The following is a 15,431-nucleotide window of genomic DNA, read 5'->3' on the forward strand; positions in this document are numbered from 1 at the left end:
TTCAGCAGAAGACTGGAATATTACAATGTATTTCCTCTATACTAAATAAAGTATAAAGGAGGAAATGATGATGAAAAAACTGATTATAACTTTATTTATCGCGATGCTAGCGTTGGCTGGCTGTAATACAAACAAAGAAGAACCGAAAAAAGAACAGAAACTTGAAGCTGTAAAAGTAGCAGTCCAAACAAATCCGAAAGAAATTAAACCAGGTGAAAAAACAGAAGTACAAGCACTTGTTACACAAGGGAAAGAAAAAGTAACGGATGCCGATGATGTAAAGTTTGAAATTTGGAAAGATGGCGACGAAAAGCACGAGATGTTAGATGGTAAGCATAAAGGAAAAGGTGTTTATGCAGTAGAGAAAACATTCGAAACGGATGGAGTATACCATATTATCGCTCACACAAATGCACGTGAAATGCACGTTATGCCAGAAGTGAAAGTTGCTGTAGGAAATGCGAAAGTAGAAGATGCGAAAAAAGAAAATAGTGATCACAGTGCAGGACATGGAGATCATAAAAGTGACACAATGATCCATCTTATGGCTGGAGACATAAAGGCAAATGCTGAATCTACAATGAAAGTTCATTTAAAACAAAAAGAAGAAGCCCTAACTGGTGCTGAAGTACAACTAGAGATTTGGAAAGATGGTGTTGAAAAACACGAATTTATTCCAGCGAAAGAAGGGAATAAAGGAGAGTATGAAACGAAACATACTTTCAAAGAGAACGGTGCTTACAAAGTGAAAGTACATGTAAGAAAAGGCGAATTGCATGAACATAAAGAGGAAACAATAGAAGTAAAATAAAAAGTAGCTCTTTAGAGCTACTTTTTATTTTTAATATGAAGAAATAAATCATAAAAAAATTAGCACTTCGTTGCAGAATGGATTACAATAGAAGTGTGAAGAAAATGAGAAATTCTACGAAAATGTATTAAAAAGAAAGCGTAAACATGTTATGATATCAGTATCAGATGTCTGACATCTGACTTAGAAAAAACTAGAAATGTTTTTGAATCGTTTCAAGTAAACGAAATAGGTTAGAAAATGATTTAAAGAAGTACTGTTTGACAATGAGAATTCTTTTGGATAACAGTTTCACTTTATAGCGTTTTGAACATACTACAAGAAGTAGAACTGAACTTATAGGAGGTCGCAGTTATGAATAAATATAAACGTATATTCCTAGTCGTAATGGACTCTGTGGGAATCGGTGAAGCACCAGATGCTGAGCAATTTGGTGATTTAGGATCTGACACAATTGGTCACATTGCTGAACATATGAATGGGTTACAAATGCCTAACATGGTGAAATTAGGTCTTGGTAACATTCGAGAAATGAAAGGTATCTCTAAAGTAGAGAAACCACTTGGATATTACACAAAAATGCAAGAGAAATCTACTGGTAAAGATACAATGACAGGTCACTGGGAAATCATGGGCCTTTACATTGATACACCATTCCAAGTGTTCCCGGAAGGATTCCCGAAAGAATTACTTGATGAATTAGAAGAAAAAACAGGCCGTAAAATTATCGGTAATAAGCCAGCTTCTGGAACTGAGATTCTTGATGAACTTGGTCAAGAGCAAATGGAAACAGGTTCTTTAATCGTTTATACTTCTGCTGATAGCGTATTGCAAATTGCAGCACACGAAGAAGTAGTGCCACTTGATGAGTTATATAAAATCTGTAAAATTGCACGTGAATTAACATTAGATGAGAAATACATGGTAGGTCGTGTTATTGCTCGTCCATTCGTTGGTGAACCTGGAAACTTTACACGTACACCAAATCGTCATGACTATGCATTAAAACCATTCGGCCGTACAGTAATGAACGAATTAAAAGATAGTGACTACGATGTAATTGCTATCGGTAAAATCTCTGATATTTATGATGGCGAAGGGGTAACGGAATCACTTCGTACGAAGTCTAACATGGATGGAATGGATAAGCTTGTAGATACATTAAATATGGACTTTACAGGTCTTAGCTTCTTAAACTTAGTTGACTTTGATGCATTATTCGGCCACCGCCGTGATCCACAAGGATACGGAGAAGCTCTGCAAGAATATGATGCACGTCTTCCAGAAGTATTCGCAAAACTAAAAGAAGATGATCTATTATTAATTACAGCAGACCACGGTAATGATCCAATTCACCCTGGTACTGACCATACACGTGAATATGTACCATTATTAGCATATAGCCCAAGCATGAAAGAAGGCGGACAAGAGTTACCACTTCGTCAAACATTTGCTGATATTGGTGCAACAGTAGCAGAAAACTTCGGTGTGAAAATGCCAGAATACGGAACAAGCTTCTTAAATGAGCTAAAGAAATAGGGGGATAAACAAATGAATCGTGAACTTATTACAAAATCAGCTTCATACTTAAAAGAGAAATTTCAAGAGACACCACAAGTAGGACTAATCCTTGGATCAGGACTAGGTGTATTAGCAGACGAAATTGAGAACGCAGTAACAGTACCGTACAGTGAAATCCCTGAATTCCCAGTATCAACTGTAGAAGGCCATGCAGGTCAACTAGTATTTGGTACACTTCAAGGTGTAACAGTAGTAGCAATGCAAGGACGTTTCCACTTCTATGAAGGATACGACATGCAAAAAGTAACATTCCCAGTTCGTGTTATGAAAGAACTAGGTGTAGAAACAGTAGTTGTAACAAACGCAGCTGGTGGTGTAAATACATCATTTGAGCCAGGCGATCTTATGTTAATTTCAGACCACATTAACTTCATGGGTACGAATCCATTAATCGGACCGAATGATTCTGAAATGGGCGTACGTTTCCCTGATATGTCTACATCATATACAGTAGAACTTCGCGAAATGGCGAAACAAGTTGCAGCAGACTTAAATATTAAAGTACAAGAAGGTGTATACGTGGGAATGACAGGTCCTGTATATGAAACACCTGCTGAAATTCGTATGCTTCGTACACTTGGCGGAGATGCAGTTGGTATGTCAACAGTACCTGAAGTAATTGTAGCGCGTCATGCTGGTATGAAAGTATTAGGTATTTCTTGTATTTCAAATATGGCAGCTGGTATTTTAGATCAACCACTTCATCACGATGAAGTAATTGAAACGACAGAACGTGTTAAAGCTAACTTCTTAGCATTAGTAAAAGCAATCGTAAAACAAATGAAAGGGTGACTTCACAATGAGAATGGTGGACCTAATTGCAAAAAAACGTGACGGACATGCATTAACGACAGAAGAAATTAACTTTATTGTTGAAGGATATACGAATGGTGATATTCCTGATTATCAAGTAAGTTCACTTGCAATGGCAATTTTCTTCCAAGATATGAACGATCAAGAGCGTGCTGATTTAACGATGGCAATGGTAAATAGCGGTGATACAATCGACTTATCGGCTATTGAAGGTGTAAAAGTAGATAAGCATTCAACAGGTGGTGTTGGTGATACAACGACACTTGTATTAGGTCCATTAGTAGCTGCTTTAGATGTACCAGTAGCGAAAATGTCTGGACGCGGTTTAGGACATACTGGTGGTACAATTGATAAATTAGAAGCAGTTCCAGGATTCCATGTGGAAATTGAAAACGATGAATTCATGCGTCTTGTAAATGAAAACAAAATCGCTGTTATCGGCCAAAGTGGTAACTTAACACCTGCTGATAAAAAGCTATATGCACTTCGTGATGTAACAGCAACAGTAAACTCAATTCCGCTTATTGCAAGTTCGATTATGAGTAAAAAAATTGCTGCTGGTGCAGATGCAATTGTTCTTGATGTAAAAACTGGAGCAGGTGCATTTATGAAAACGGATGAAGATGCAAAACGTTTAGCAGAAGCAATGGTACGTATCGGTAATAACGTTGGTCGTAATACGATGGCAGTTATTTCTGATATGAGTCAACCACTCGGTGAAGCTATCGGTAACGCATTAGAAGTTCAAGAAGCAATTGATACATTACAAGGTAAAGGGCCGAAAGATTTAGAAGAGCTATGTTTAACACTTGGAAGTCAAATGGTGTACCTTGCTGGACAAGCTTCATCTTTAGAAGATGCACGTGAAAAGCTAATTGAAGTAATGAACAACGGAAAAGCGCTAGAATCATTTAAAACGTTCTTATCAGCGCAAGGCGGTGACGCATCTGTTGTTGATGACCCTTCTAAATTGCCACAAGCACAATTTAAAATTGAAGTGGAAGCGAAAGAAGACGGATATGTATCAGAAATCGTTGCAGACGAAATCGGAACAGCAGCAATGCTTTTAGGAGCAGGACGTGCAACGAAAGAGTCTGAAATTGATTTAGCAGTTGGTCTAATGCTGCGCAAAAAAGTAGGCGATAGCGTGAAGCAAGGTGAATCTCTCGTTACAATTTACGCAAACCGCGAAAATGTTGAAGATGTAAAAGCGAAAATTTATGAGAACATGAAGATCTCTAAAGAACACGTAGATGCACCAACTTTAGTACACGGTATCGTAACGAAGTAATAAAAAAAGCTGAGGAGGTTTCTCCTTGGCTTTTTTTACTATTTTTTGTTTATAATAATAATGGGTGAAATTATGATTAGAATTTGTGCAGTAACAAAAACAGATGAAGTATTATATGATGTTTCTCTAGAAGAAACAAAGAAAGACCATATTGTATGGTATTGGCTAGATTTATATAAGCCAACGAAAGAAGAGTATACATATATTCTGCAGGACCATTTTAAGTTCCATCCCCTTGCAATTGAAGACTGTATAGAATACGTACAGAGGCCAAAAGTTGATTTTTATGATGGATATAACTTTTTAGTTCTTCATGCATTTGGGGAAGATGGACTAGAACCGCACGAAATCGATTTATTTATTAGTGATCGTTATATTGTTTCTTTCCACTTTTCTCATAACAATGCAATCGAAAGAGTATGGAAAACACTTGGAGAAAAGAAGCGTATTAAAAATAGTCCTTTACACGTAGCTCATACAATTATTGACCAAATTGTAGATGACTATTTTGCGCCTGTATATTACATTGAGGATCATTTAAATGCAATTGATGATAATTTAACCGGGGAGACAGCAGGAAGCGTATTAGAAGAGGTATTTGATATACGTGCAGATTTATCAAAGCTAAGGCGTACAATCATTCCAATGCGTGATTTATTATATCGTATTTTAAATTCGACTCGTTTTTATGGTATAAGCGATCATGAAATTTACTTTAAAGATATACATGATCATTTGCTTAAACTAACAGAAATGATTGAGGCAAGTCGAGAGTTAACAGCAGATATTCGGGATAGTTATTTTTCATTAAACTCACATCATATGAATAACATTATGAAAACATTAACTGTATTCTCGACTATTTTCATGCCATTAACATTTATTGCGGGAGTATATGGAATGAACTTTACGCATATGCCAGAGCTTGGTGGACAATATAGTTATTTTATTTGTCTACTTATCATGGCACTAATTGGCGGCGGAATGATGGCCTGGTTTTATAAAAAAGGATGGTTTAAGTAAAAAAACACCGAGGATTTCCTCGGTGTTTTTTTAACCAATAGCATGTAATACAAACATAGCTAAGAATAAGCATGTAATGATATACATAGATGGTGCGACTTCTTTACGCTTTCCAAGAGCAACTTTTAAGATAGGGTAAGCGATAAATCCGAACGCAATGCCATCAGCGATACTATATGTGAGCGGGATCATAACGATAATTAAGAATGCTGGAAATCCTTCTGAAAAGTCATTCAGAGGAATTTGTTGGATGCTTGTAATCATCAGCCCGCCAATAATAATTAAGATTGGTGCAATGGCACTATCAGGAATTAATTTGACAAATGGAAGAGCAAACAGTGATGCAAAGAATAGCAACCCAGTAACGATAGACGTCAGACCTGTCTTTCCGCCTGCAGTAATACCTGCGGCACTTTCTACTGTTGATACGGTAGGGCTTGTGCCAAATAGACCACATGTCATTGCTGAAATTGCATTGGCTTGGTAAGCACGTGGGAATTTACGGTCATCTTCTAATAAACCGTGCAGAAGTCCCATGTTCTCAAAAATAAGCACCATGCTTAAGGAGAATGTTGCAATCCAAAACGGTAAGGAAGAAAGTTTCCCAAATGACATAGCTCCAAACACATCACCGTAATTAGCGAATGAGAATGAACTATTTCCCACTTGACTCGTATCCACAAGACCAAATAACCATGCGATACCAGTTCCTATTGCAATCGTCCATAAAAAGTTTCCACGTACGTTACGAATAAATAATACAAGTGCAATGATAAGAGTAAGTAATGTCGCAAGAACGACAGGATTACTTAATTTCCCCATTGCCACAGCAGTATTTGGGTTCGAAACGACTAAACCACCTTTTTGCAATCCGATAAACGCTAAAAATAATCCGATGCCGACAGTAATCGCTTCCTTTAATGACTTTGGAATTGATATTGATAGCACGCGAGCGATTGGTGTAAAAGCGGCAATTGCAAAAATAATACCAGAGATAAAGACAGCAGCCAATGCTTCTTGCCAAGTTAGTCCAAGTGTATGCACAGCTGTGTACGTGAAGAATGCATTTACACCCATACCCGGGACAAGAATAGCAGGTGCATTTGCCCAAAATGCCATGAGTAGACATCCGACAAATGAACTAAAAACAGTTGCTAAAATTCCAGCTTCAAGAGGAATGCCAGCATCTGATAAGATTGACGCATTTACAATCATAATATATACGATTGTGAAAAATGACGTAACTCCAGCTAAAACTTCTTGTTTTGGTGATGTTTCGTGTAAACCTAATTTAAATGTTCTTTCAAGTATTCCTTTCATGTTAAACCTTCTTTTTCATATCCCTCTCCCACCCGTGATATCTCTTTTGTAAGAGCTCACCGTTCTTTATTATATCAGAACATCATGTTTTTACAACAAGTAAAATGATAACGTTTACTTGTAAAGAGAATTCGTTATAAATACGTAAAAATAGCCCGTATGGATGAAATGATTTCTAATTCACCCGATTGAATAGGCGGGGCTGCTTGTGCATGTAAAGTAGCATAAGACGTAACCTCCCTTGGTAATTGGGCAGATTCTTCAACGAATGAGAGGGGAACAGGATTAATATTTAAATTATATGTACTCGCAATAGCACGAGCTTTTTCTACTGCTTGGTGCAGAGCTTGAATGAGAGCTTGCTCATAATATTTATTTGGATGAGATACTCGGAAACGTAAACCTTTTGCTACATTTGCACCATTTGAAACGGCTATATCATATACTTCCCCAGCTTTTTGTACATTTAAAACGGTAATTTCATACAAATGCTCCACGCGGTATCCTTGTAGCAATGCTTTATCATTTACATATTCGTATTGAGGAGTGATCGTATAAGAAATCGTTTCTATATCTTTATCGGCAATACCAAGCTGTTTAAGTGCATCCAGCAATTGTTTGGATTGCACTGCATTTTCTTCTTGAGCCTGTTTTACATTTTTATCATCTGTTCGAATGCCAAGCGTTAATATAACAACATTCGGTTTTGCTTTAACGACGCCTTCCCCTTGTACAGTAATAGTAGCTTCTTTACCAGTATTAGCTGTGCGTACGTTGTGTAAATAAGGATTCATTCCACCCTGCATTTTCCATCACCATCCTTTTTATATGTATATGTGTGAACAAAAAAGAAATTTATATGAAAAAAGTTACATAAATGAGAATGTTGAGGAAAGAAAGCATATACAACATAGGTATTTATAGATTATAATATGTGTAAATATGATAAAAAAGGGACGAGGCTATTGAACGAAAAAAGAGAAACACTGATTTTAGATTTATCTGCATCATTTCGAAAAATGATACGTTTATTACAAAATGATATTAATACACGTTTTGCAGAACATATGCCATATAATGAATTTTCTGTATTACGTGCGTTATTTTTAAAGAGTCCACAGATGGCTTCGCAAATTGCGAGTGAAGTAAACGTAACCTCCAGTCATATTACAGCTGTTACAGATCGTCTCGTACGAAAAGGATTAGTAGAAAGAAAACGTTCTAATTCAGATCGTCGAATCGTGTACTTAGAAATTACAGAGCACGGAAGAGAAGTAACTGAAAAACTTGAAGCTGTGCGTAAAGAATATTATAAAGAGAGATTTAAAGGTTGGAGCGACCAAGAAATAGAAATGGTCTTAGAACTATTTGGCCGCGTATTATAATAAATGAGGATAGGAAGCGAAAGCATTCCTATCCTTTTTCTTTTGAATAAAAATATTTTGAAACTCCGATACTTTAATTAAAAGATCGGAGGAAAGATTATGAAATATATTGCTGCACTTACCATTTTATTTGGTGGTTTTTTCTGTTTTCAAACATTCACGTACGCAGATACGCCTATCCAAGTAGTGCGAAAAGAAGTGAAGTACATTGAAAATGATAATACAGTCTTATATTCGAAATTATGGGTTCGTTCTATGCAAAACGCAGTATTATTCCACCATAGCGATAATATTCGTAATCGGGACACATTACGTAATGTAACAAGTTCATCGCTTGTTAAAGCGAAGCAACTATCTTTTCAGAAAGCAGCACTTTATATACCGAGACTATCGCAATACGTATCAAAAATAGGGAAAGAAAACATTCAAGTGTACTACATTGCGATTCACTATAATGTGAAAAAAGAAAATGCATATCAATTAGATGGCATGAACTATTTTCTACAAGTATTCGTAAAAGAGCGTGGGGAATGGAAAATTGCTGAAAGTGTAGTTGCCCCGACAGAGCAAATTGTGCAAAATGGTGATGGATTTGGGATGAAAGAAGAGATGGTGTATGGGGATAGGAGAGAGAATGTGAAATAACCTTCTTTAAAAGGAGGTTATTTCACACGCCAAGAAAATTTGAATTTTAATAAGCGAGATAATAGTAGGTAGACTATCGTACTGGTCCCTATAAAACCAATATAATAATTTACGATAGAATGACTTCCTCCCGCTGCCATTCCTCCAAACATTCCAATAAAGATTACACAACATATCATACATAGTGTTTTGAGTTTTGGATATAATAGGAAGTTTCCGTTTTGTTCATTAGGTGATCTTGTATATAAGTACATTCCTAAAGGTAATAAAATAAGTATATTTGCGATTGGACCAATAAGTTTTGTTGCTGAAGGAATGTACGTAAAATTAGGTTCATTATGACGTACGCCTTGTTGATCAGTATAAGCACGTTGAGGATCGTAATTAAAATTAATATTGAATCCGCGAACAGGCGCTAAAATACTCACTTTTTCTATTACTGAACCGTAACGATCTACATTTTCCTCCGTATAGACGGGATGATTGGAAATAAGTCCAACCGTATGAATAGAAATAGCCCCGGCAATTAGAGTCGGCAAAATAAAAGGGAATCCAAGTATAGCAACACTGAAAAATCCTTGTGAAATCATATTACCAGCAATTGTTCCTATGCATAATGCAAGTGTATATATAGCAATTAAGATAATAACCATGTATAAGAAGTAAGTATGAAATGGTGAAAATATTTGATACTTATTATGAAAGGTTGTCTTTTTCATAATAGCAAAAAGTCCCCAATTTAGTATAACGATAGCTACAATATTACACACACCAAAAAGCCATTTCGTTATGAAGAGATGTGTTCGTTTAAATGGCATAGACCATAAAATGTCACTTGATTGATTTTGACGTTCCCATCCAATAAGAATACAGGCTAATATAATAAGGAGTCCTCCTTGAACCATAATAGCATCGGGAAGTGAAAGTTGATAATTATATCGGTATATATATTTCCATTCATTATGTTTATGAAAATATTTTAATTGCTCGGCAGCTGCTAAATAGTATTTATATGATAGTACATAAAAACTTACTAACCAAAATAGCCAAACAATATATTTACTTTGTTTGTAGGTATGCACCCATAATGCTTTTTGAAACATAGGATCTCTCCTTTAAAAAACTTTATAGTTTGTAAGACGTGATAATATAAAATAAGTGACGATTCCAAATAAAAAGAATCCAACATAGTAACTAAATAATAAATCAAAACGTTTTAACATTTGCCCACCTATTAATGCAAAATAAAAGGTAGTACCCCACATCCAGAGTGAGTTGTATTTTGGAAAAAGGAAAATTTTCTTATTATGTTCATTAGGTGATCGTGCATAAAGAAACATACCAATTAGTAAGCTGGAAATAGTATAGAAGATAGGAACAAGTATTACTTTTGCAGAGTAGTAACTATGAAAAGTGGGTCCCCTTTGTATTACTTTTCCATGATCTTCATCTGATTGGACAGTAGGGTGGTAATTATAACTAATTGAAAAGTCTAATATAGCGCTTGAAATGTTGGTCTTTTTATTGAATTTATAAATGTTTTCGAAATTCGTATAACTTTTATTCCCCTGTATTGCCTCAGCGTGAGCTGTAAAGAAAAGGAGTAAGAGTGAAAAGATTCCCATTCCCATTATGCAAAAAGTAATGCTGAAGATGCTTTGTGAAATAATACTGCCAGTAAATGTACCTATACATAAAGAGACAGTATAGATAGCGATATATGTGAAAATTGCGTACAGGAAATATCGATGAAATGGTTCGAAAGATTGATATTCAAAGTGAATCGTAGATTTATAAATAAAATACATAAGACCCCAATTGATTAGAAATGATAGTACAATGAAAAATCCACCGAAAACCCATTTCGATAAGAACATATCACGTCTTTTAAATGGAAATGTCATAAGTGAATCTCCATTTTGATTACTTCGCTCCCAGCCAATTAATATACAGGATAGGATAATTGTAATAATACCTAACCAAAAGCTATTAGAAGAATAAAAAGAATAATGATAGTAGAACTTTTCTTCACCTATTTTTTCTGGATGGAGAAAGAGAGACTGTTGAGTTTCTGCTGCTTGATAGTATTCGAAAGATAAAAAATAAAGTGAACTGAAGAGAAAAAGTAACACAGCATATTTCCCACGCTTCCAATTCCACATCCACAACGCCTTATGAAACATACCCATCCTCCTCCAGTGTCGTAACGAAGACATCTTCAAGTGACATTGTTAATTCTTCAATGAGTATAGGTTGTTCTTTATAAAACTTCTCTAGTGTTGTAGCCACATTTCCCTCAATTAAGATGGTATATACTTTTCCTGTTTGATTTAATATTTTAATATTGCTTAAGTTTTCTAGTTTTTGAGGTAATGAACGCTCGTAAGCTACTTGTATTTTTGCAAATTGTGATTTTGCATCGTCTAGTGACGTAATAGATGCTACAGTATGTCCTTTTAACATAATGATTGTATCTGCAATTTGTTCCACTTCATCTAAATGATGGGTAGAGATGAAAATGGTAATTTCTTTTTCTGCAACTTCTCCAACGAGAAACTGTAAAATCTGTCTTTTAACGATAGGATCAAGTCCGTTTGTTGGTTCATCTAAAATAATATATTCTGCTTTTGCAGCAACAGCTAAAATGATGGCAAGCAGTGCTTTCATTCCTTTTGAATAACTACGAATTCGTTTATTTGGTAAGTTGAAATGTTCTAGTAGTTCATAGAAATATGGTTCATCAAAAGCTGTATAAACTGCTTTATAAAACTTCACGATTTCTTTTACTGTATAACCGTTCAGTATGTTAGTAGAATCCGGAACATATACGATTTTTTGTTTCGTTTCAGGATTCTTATGAATGTCGATATCCTCATATGTAACAGTTCCCTCGTCTGGGTCTAAAATGCCGACCATCGTTCGTAATAAAGTTGTTTTTCCCGCGCCGTTTCTTCCAAGTAACCCGATGATACTACCTTTTTGTAATGTGAAAGAAACATCGTCTAAAATTGTTTGAGTATCAATTGTTTTCTTCAAGCTTGTCACTTTCAGCATCCGTATTTCCTCCAATCTCTTTATAGTATGAATCTATCCAATCATGAATTTTATCTTTCGTAACACCAAGATAAGAGGCTTCTAATAGTAATTGATGAAATTGCTTTTCAACCATAGCGATTTTCCTTTCGTCTAATGTTGGGGTAATCGATTGGGATACAAATGTTCCTTTTCCTCGTAACGTTTCAATAATTCCTTGTCGCTCTAACTCTTGATACGCTTTACTCACTGTATTTGGATTTATAACGAGTAAAGAAGCGAGTTCGCGTACAGAAGGAAGTTTATCACTTGGAGCCAACATGCTTTTCAATACGAGTTCTTTTATATTTTGAACAATTTGTTCCCATATCGGAGTGTTGCTTCTTGGGTCAAGTTGAATATGCAAGAGCAATGTCTCCTTCCTCATATGTATTAAGTGTACTACTATATGTAATACACTTAATACAATATAGGGGACGAATGTATTTGTCAACTGAAAATAATAGAAAAAATTGGTATTAAAAAAAGGAGAATTGGAAAAAATAGGTCTGATATAGAATGGAGGGTTAGTCATGAAGCGAGTTTTTGGAATACTTGTTTGTTTCATGTTATTGCTTTCTGGAACTTCAGTGAGTTTTGCGCAATCTAAAAAAACGAAGCAGGAGAAAACAGAAGAAACAACGCCGAAGTTAGCGGAACAAGCGTCGTCAGCAATCGTAATTGAGCAAGATACAGGTAAAGTTTTATTTGATAAAAACCCAAATGAAAAATTACCACCTGCTAGTATGACAAAGATTATGACAATGCTTTTAATTATGGAACAAGTTGAAAAAGGAAAACTAAAACTGACCGATAAAGTTAGAGCGAGTGAACATGCAGCTTCAATGGGTGGATCGCAAATCTTTTTAGAACCTGGGGAAGAGATGACTGTAAATGAGATGTTAAAGGGTATTGCAATTGCATCTGGAAATGACGCATCTGTTGCAGTAGCCGAGCACATCGCAGGTTCAGAAGAAGGATTTGTAAATATGATGAACAAAAAGGCGAAAGATTTAGGGCTGAAAAATACACATTTTCAAAATCCAACAGGTCTTCCGGCCAAAGACCATTATTCGACAGCAAATGATATGGCTATAATGGCGAGAGAATTGATGAAGTATCCACTTATTCGTAAATACACAGGTAAGTACGAAGATTATTTACGTGAAGATACGGATAAAAAGTTTTGGCTCGTTAATACGAATAAACTAGTACGTTTTTATCCTGGCGTAGATGGAGTAAAAACAGGTTTTACGACAGAAGCGAAATATTGTTTAACAGCATCGGCTGAAAAAAATGGCATGCGTGTCATTTCAGTTGTCATGGGAGCACCAACATCAAAAGAACGGAACAACCAAGTGACGAAGCTTCTTGACTATGCATTTGGACAATATATGACAAAGAAATTGTATACGCGCGGCGAAAAAATTAAGACAGTTCAAGTAGGAAAAGGGAAAAAAGAAAAAGTAGATTTAGTTGCGTCAGATAATGTTTCTCTTCTTATGAAGAAGGGCGAGAATATGGACAAGGTAAAACAAGAAGTAATTGCTGAAAAGAAAGTAAAAGCACCGATTAAAAAAGGTGACGCGCTTGGTACACTTGTTATTAAAAAAGATAAAGATGTTTTATTAAAACAAACAATTGTAGCAAAAGAAGATGTTGCTGCAGCGAGCTGGTGGGAGTTATTTAAAAGAAGTTTTGGGATGTTTTCAACATCAAAATAGCGGCAAATATTTTGCCGCTTTTCTATTCGTATGTAAGTGAATAATGCTGAAAGGTTTCACTTTATGACGAAATAGTTCTTCTTTTGTCAGCAGGAAGGATTCTTATTTTGTATCACGAAAATCTTTATGTATGTGAATAAGTAAAGTTTGAGCATAAGGAGGAAATCGTGTGAGTCTTTCCATGCAATTAGAAGTAAAACGTGACGTCCTATGTGTGAGACTAGAGGGTGAATTAGATCATCATACGGCTGAAGAGTTGCGAACGAAAGTAACAGATATGATTGAGACACATGGTGTTCATCATATTGTTTTGAGCCTAGAGAACTTATCGTTTATGGATAGTTCTGGTCTAGGTGTTATATTAGGCCGATATAAACACGTAAAGGGATTAGGTGGAGAAATGGTTGTTTGTGCAATTTCACCGCCTGTTAAGCGTTTATTTGAAATGTCGGGCTTATTCAAAATCGTTCGCTTAGAAGAAAGTGAAGCGCACGCGCTCGCGACGTTGGGGGTGGCATAGATGAGAAATGAAATGAACCTTCAATTTTCAGCATTAAGTCAAAATGAATCATTCGCTCGCGTTACAGTGGCGGCTTTCATTGCACAACTAGATCCAACGATGGAAGAATTAACGGAGATTAAAACAGTTGTGTCAGAAGCGGTTACAAATGCAATTATTCATGGATACGAAGGGAATGCAGAAGGTATTGTTTATATTTCTGTAATTTTGGAAGAAGCAATGGTGAAACTCACGATTCGAGATGAAGGGATTGGAATCTTTAACTTAGATGAAGCGAGACAACCCCTTTTTACAACTAAACCTGAATTAGAGCGTTCCGGAATGGGATTTACTATCATGGAAAATTTTATGGATGAAGTAGAAGTTATTTCAAACGAATCTTTCGGGACAACAATCCATTTGACAAAATACTTATCAAATAGTAACGCTCTATGCAATTAAGGAGAATAGCCTATGGACATAGAGGTCAAAAATGAGAAGAAGAAACCTCAGTTAAAGGACCACGAGCTAAAAGCGTTAATTCAAAAAAGTCAAGATGGAGATCAACAAGCGAGAGATACAATCGTTCAAAGTAATATGCGCCTCGTTTGGTCGGTTGTACAGCGGTTTCTTAATCGAGGATACGAACCAGACGACCTATTTCAAATTGGATGTATTGGGCTCTTGAAATCGGTAGATAAATTTGATTTATCTTTCGACGTGAAATTTTCAACATATGCAGTTCCAATGATTATTGGTGAAATACAACGTTTCTTACGCGATGATGGATCAGTGAAAGTTAGTAGGTCTTTAAAAGAAACAGGAAACAAAATTCGAAAGATGAGAGATGAGCTTTCGAAAGAATTCGGAAGGGCTCCAACGATTAATGAAGTGGCAGAGGCACTAGAACTAACGCCAGAGGAAGTTGTTCTAGCACAAGAAGCGAGCCGGGCCCCTTCATCTATACATGAAACTGTATATGAAAACGATGGAGATCCAATCACTATTTTAGATCAAATTGCAGATCAATCTGAAACGAAATGGTTCGATAAAATTGCTTTAAAAGAAGCGATTAGAGAACTAGATGAACGAGAGCGCTTAATTGTATACTTGCGTTACTATAAAGATCAAACACAGTCAGAAGTAGCAGAGCGCATAGGCATTTCGCAAGTACAAGTTTCAAGACTTGAAAAGAAAATATTAAAACAGATGAAAGATCGAATAGACGAATAATTGTCTATTCGATTTTTTTATGCCGTTAATAGGA

At 35.8% G+C, this 15,431-nt stretch carries 17 protein-coding genes; 11 read left to right on the forward strand and 6 right to left on the reverse strand.

The genetic code is table 11. From position 1 onward, the window contains the following. Window positions 1-70 precede the first annotated feature (70 nt). The 5 genes from ACZDYH_RS02950 to corA all read left to right on the forward strand — a co-directional run bounded on the left by ACZDYH_RS02950 (window position 71) and on the right by corA (window position 5,519). Entirely contained in the window at window positions 71-811 is a 741-nt protein-coding gene (locus ACZDYH_RS02950; protein ID WP_000733456.1) for a FixH family protein, read from the forward strand. A gap of 354 nt (window positions 812-1,165) precedes the next feature. Then, complete coding sequence (gene deoB / locus ACZDYH_RS02955) at window positions 1,166-2,350, forward strand: phosphopentomutase (protein ID WP_001046079.1); 1,185 nt, start codon at window positions 1,166-1,168, stop codon at window positions 2,348-2,350. Between the two features lie 12 nt (window positions 2,351-2,362). Beyond that, entirely contained in the window at window positions 2,363-3,184 is an 822-nt protein-coding gene (locus tag ACZDYH_RS02960; protein WP_001078446.1) for a purine-nucleoside phosphorylase, read from the forward strand. A 7-nt stretch (window positions 3,185-3,191) separates the two neighbouring features. Beyond that, on the forward strand, window positions 3,192-4,496 hold the full coding sequence (locus ACZDYH_RS02965) for a pyrimidine-nucleoside phosphorylase (protein ID WP_001243069.1): 1,305 nt from the start codon (window positions 3,192-3,194) through the stop codon (window positions 4,494-4,496). Between the two features lie 60 nt (window positions 4,497-4,556). Further along, window positions 4,557-5,519, forward strand: coding sequence for a magnesium/cobalt transporter CorA (gene corA / locus ACZDYH_RS02970; RefSeq protein ID WP_002000765.1), 963 nt, complete (start codon window positions 4,557-4,559; stop codon window positions 5,517-5,519). A 30-nt stretch (window positions 5,520-5,549) separates the two neighbouring features. Here corA and ACZDYH_RS02975 read toward each other — a convergent pair whose 3' ends face one another. After that, complete coding sequence (locus ACZDYH_RS02975; protein WP_000676238.1) at window positions 5,550-6,839, reverse strand: NCS2 family permease; 1,290 nt, start codon at window positions 6,837-6,839, stop codon at window positions 5,550-5,552. Window positions 6,840-6,973: 134 nt separating this feature from the next. Continuing rightward, window positions 6,974-7,645 (reverse strand): SIMPL domain-containing protein, encoded by a 672-nt coding sequence (locus tag ACZDYH_RS02980; RefSeq protein ID WP_001161448.1) that lies wholly within the window; start codon window positions 7,643-7,645, stop codon window positions 6,974-6,976. 159 nt (window positions 7,646-7,804) lie between these two features. Here ACZDYH_RS02980 and ACZDYH_RS02985 point away from each other — a divergent pair, with 159 nt between their 5' ends. Both ACZDYH_RS02985 and ACZDYH_RS02990 read left to right on the forward strand, forming a co-directional pair. After that, window positions 7,805-8,224 (forward strand): MarR family winged helix-turn-helix transcriptional regulator, encoded by a 420-nt coding sequence (locus tag ACZDYH_RS02985; protein WP_001003305.1) that lies wholly within the window; start codon window positions 7,805-7,807, stop codon window positions 8,222-8,224. Window positions 8,225-8,323: 99 nt separating this feature from the next. Next, complete coding sequence (locus tag ACZDYH_RS02990) at window positions 8,324-8,869, forward strand: hypothetical protein (RefSeq protein WP_000873774.1); 546 nt, start codon at window positions 8,324-8,326, stop codon at window positions 8,867-8,869. Window positions 8,870-8,886: 17 nt separating this feature from the next. On the opposite strand, the gene ACZDYH_RS02995 is transcribed toward ACZDYH_RS02990, so the two are convergent. Genes ACZDYH_RS02995 through ACZDYH_RS03010 form a run of 4 tightly spaced genes read right to left on the reverse strand, consistent with a single transcriptional unit; the run spans window position 8,887 to window position 12,308 of the window. Continuing rightward, the gene (locus tag ACZDYH_RS02995; protein WP_088361865.1) at window positions 8,887-9,972 is read right to left on the reverse strand and encodes an ABC-2 transporter permease; all 1,086 of its coding nucleotides are present in this window, start codon (window positions 9,970-9,972) and stop codon (window positions 8,887-8,889) included. Between the two features lie 12 nt (window positions 9,973-9,984). Then, on the reverse strand, window positions 9,985-11,052 hold the full coding sequence (locus ACZDYH_RS03000; RefSeq protein WP_434712724.1) for an ABC transporter permease: 1,068 nt from the start codon (window positions 11,050-11,052) through the stop codon (window positions 9,985-9,987). Then, window positions 11,042-11,923, reverse strand: coding sequence for an ABC transporter ATP-binding protein (locus ACZDYH_RS03005; RefSeq protein ID WP_000922163.1), 882 nt, complete (start codon window positions 11,921-11,923; stop codon window positions 11,042-11,044). Before ACZDYH_RS03005 ends, ACZDYH_RS03000 begins: the two co-directional genes overlap by 11 nt. Then, a complete protein-coding gene (locus tag ACZDYH_RS03010) occupies window positions 11,889-12,308 on the reverse strand; it encodes a GntR family transcriptional regulator (RefSeq protein ID WP_000548045.1) in 420 nt (139 codons plus the stop codon). Before ACZDYH_RS03010 ends, ACZDYH_RS03005 begins: the two co-directional genes overlap by 35 nt. A 166-nt stretch (window positions 12,309-12,474) precedes the next feature. On the opposite strand from ACZDYH_RS03010, the gene dacF reads away from it, so the two are divergent. From dacF to sigF, 4 genes are all read left to right on the forward strand, one after another. Then, on the forward strand, window positions 12,475-13,665 hold the full coding sequence (gene dacF / locus ACZDYH_RS03015; RefSeq protein WP_474885657.1) for a serine-type D-Ala-D-Ala carboxypeptidase DacF: 1,191 nt from the start codon (window positions 12,475-12,477) through the stop codon (window positions 13,663-13,665). A gap of 169 nt (window positions 13,666-13,834) precedes the next feature. Then, window positions 13,835-14,185 (forward strand): anti-sigma F factor antagonist, encoded by a 351-nt coding sequence (gene spoIIAA / locus ACZDYH_RS03020; protein ID WP_000059135.1) that lies wholly within the window; start codon window positions 13,835-13,837, stop codon window positions 14,183-14,185. Next, the gene (gene spoIIAB / locus ACZDYH_RS03025) at window positions 14,186-14,626 is read left to right on the forward strand and encodes an anti-sigma F factor (protein ID WP_001243398.1); all 441 of its coding nucleotides are present in this window, start codon (window positions 14,186-14,188) and stop codon (window positions 14,624-14,626) included. A 12-nt stretch (window positions 14,627-14,638) separates the two neighbouring features. Further along, window positions 14,639-15,397 (forward strand): RNA polymerase sporulation sigma factor SigF, encoded by a 759-nt coding sequence (sigF, locus tag ACZDYH_RS03030; protein WP_000350729.1) that lies wholly within the window; start codon window positions 14,639-14,641, stop codon window positions 15,395-15,397. Window positions 15,398-15,431: the final 34 nt, after the last annotated feature.

It is taken from the genome of Bacillus sp. EB V-12, from assembly GCF_056158125.1.

What these genes read in the sequence shown, in the direction of transcription:
- ACZDYH_RS02950 (WP_000733456.1), top strand. Translation starts at nt 71, where the DNA reads ATGAAAAAACTGATTATAACTTTATTTATCGCGATGCTAGCGTTGGCT.
- deoB (WP_001046079.1), top strand. Translation starts at nt 1,166, where the DNA reads ATGAATAAATATAAACGTATATTCCTAGTCGTAATGGACTCTGTGGGA.
- ACZDYH_RS02960 (WP_001078446.1), top strand. Translation starts at nt 2,363, where the DNA reads ATGAATCGTGAACTTATTACAAAATCAGCTTCATACTTAAAAGAGAAA.
- ACZDYH_RS02965 (WP_001243069.1), top strand. Translation starts at nt 3,192, where the DNA reads ATGAGAATGGTGGACCTAATTGCAAAAAAACGTGACGGACATGCATTA.
- corA (WP_002000765.1), top strand. Translation starts at nt 4,557, where the DNA reads ATGGGTGAAATTATGATTAGAATTTGTGCAGTAACAAAAACAGATGAA.
- ACZDYH_RS02975 (WP_000676238.1), bottom strand. Translation starts at nt 6,839, where the DNA reads ATGAAAGGAATACTTGAAAGAACATTTAAATTAGGTTTACACGAAACA.
- ACZDYH_RS02980 (WP_001161448.1), bottom strand. Translation starts at nt 7,645, where the DNA reads ATGCAGGGTGGAATGAATCCTTATTTACACAACGTACGCACAGCTAAT.
- ACZDYH_RS02990 (WP_000873774.1), top strand. Translation starts at nt 8,324, where the DNA reads ATGAAATATATTGCTGCACTTACCATTTTATTTGGTGGTTTTTTCTGT.
- ACZDYH_RS02995 (WP_088361865.1), bottom strand. Translation starts at nt 9,972, where the DNA reads ATGTTTCAAAAAGCATTATGGGTGCATACCTACAAACAAAGTAAATAT.
- ACZDYH_RS03000 (WP_434712724.1), bottom strand. Translation starts at nt 11,052, where the DNA reads ATGTTTCATAAGGCGTTGTGGATGTGGAATTGGAAGCGTGGGAAATAT.
- ACZDYH_RS03005 (WP_000922163.1), bottom strand. Translation starts at nt 11,923, where the DNA reads ATGCTGAAAGTGACAAGCTTGAAGAAAACAATTGATACTCAAACAATT.
- dacF (WP_474885657.1), top strand. Translation starts at nt 12,475, where the DNA reads ATGAAGCGAGTTTTTGGAATACTTGTTTGTTTCATGTTATTGCTTTCT.
- spoIIAB (WP_001243398.1), top strand. Translation starts at nt 14,186, where the DNA reads ATGAGAAATGAAATGAACCTTCAATTTTCAGCATTAAGTCAAAATGAA.
- sigF (WP_000350729.1), top strand. Translation starts at nt 14,639, where the DNA reads ATGGACATAGAGGTCAAAAATGAGAAGAAGAAACCTCAGTTAAAGGAC.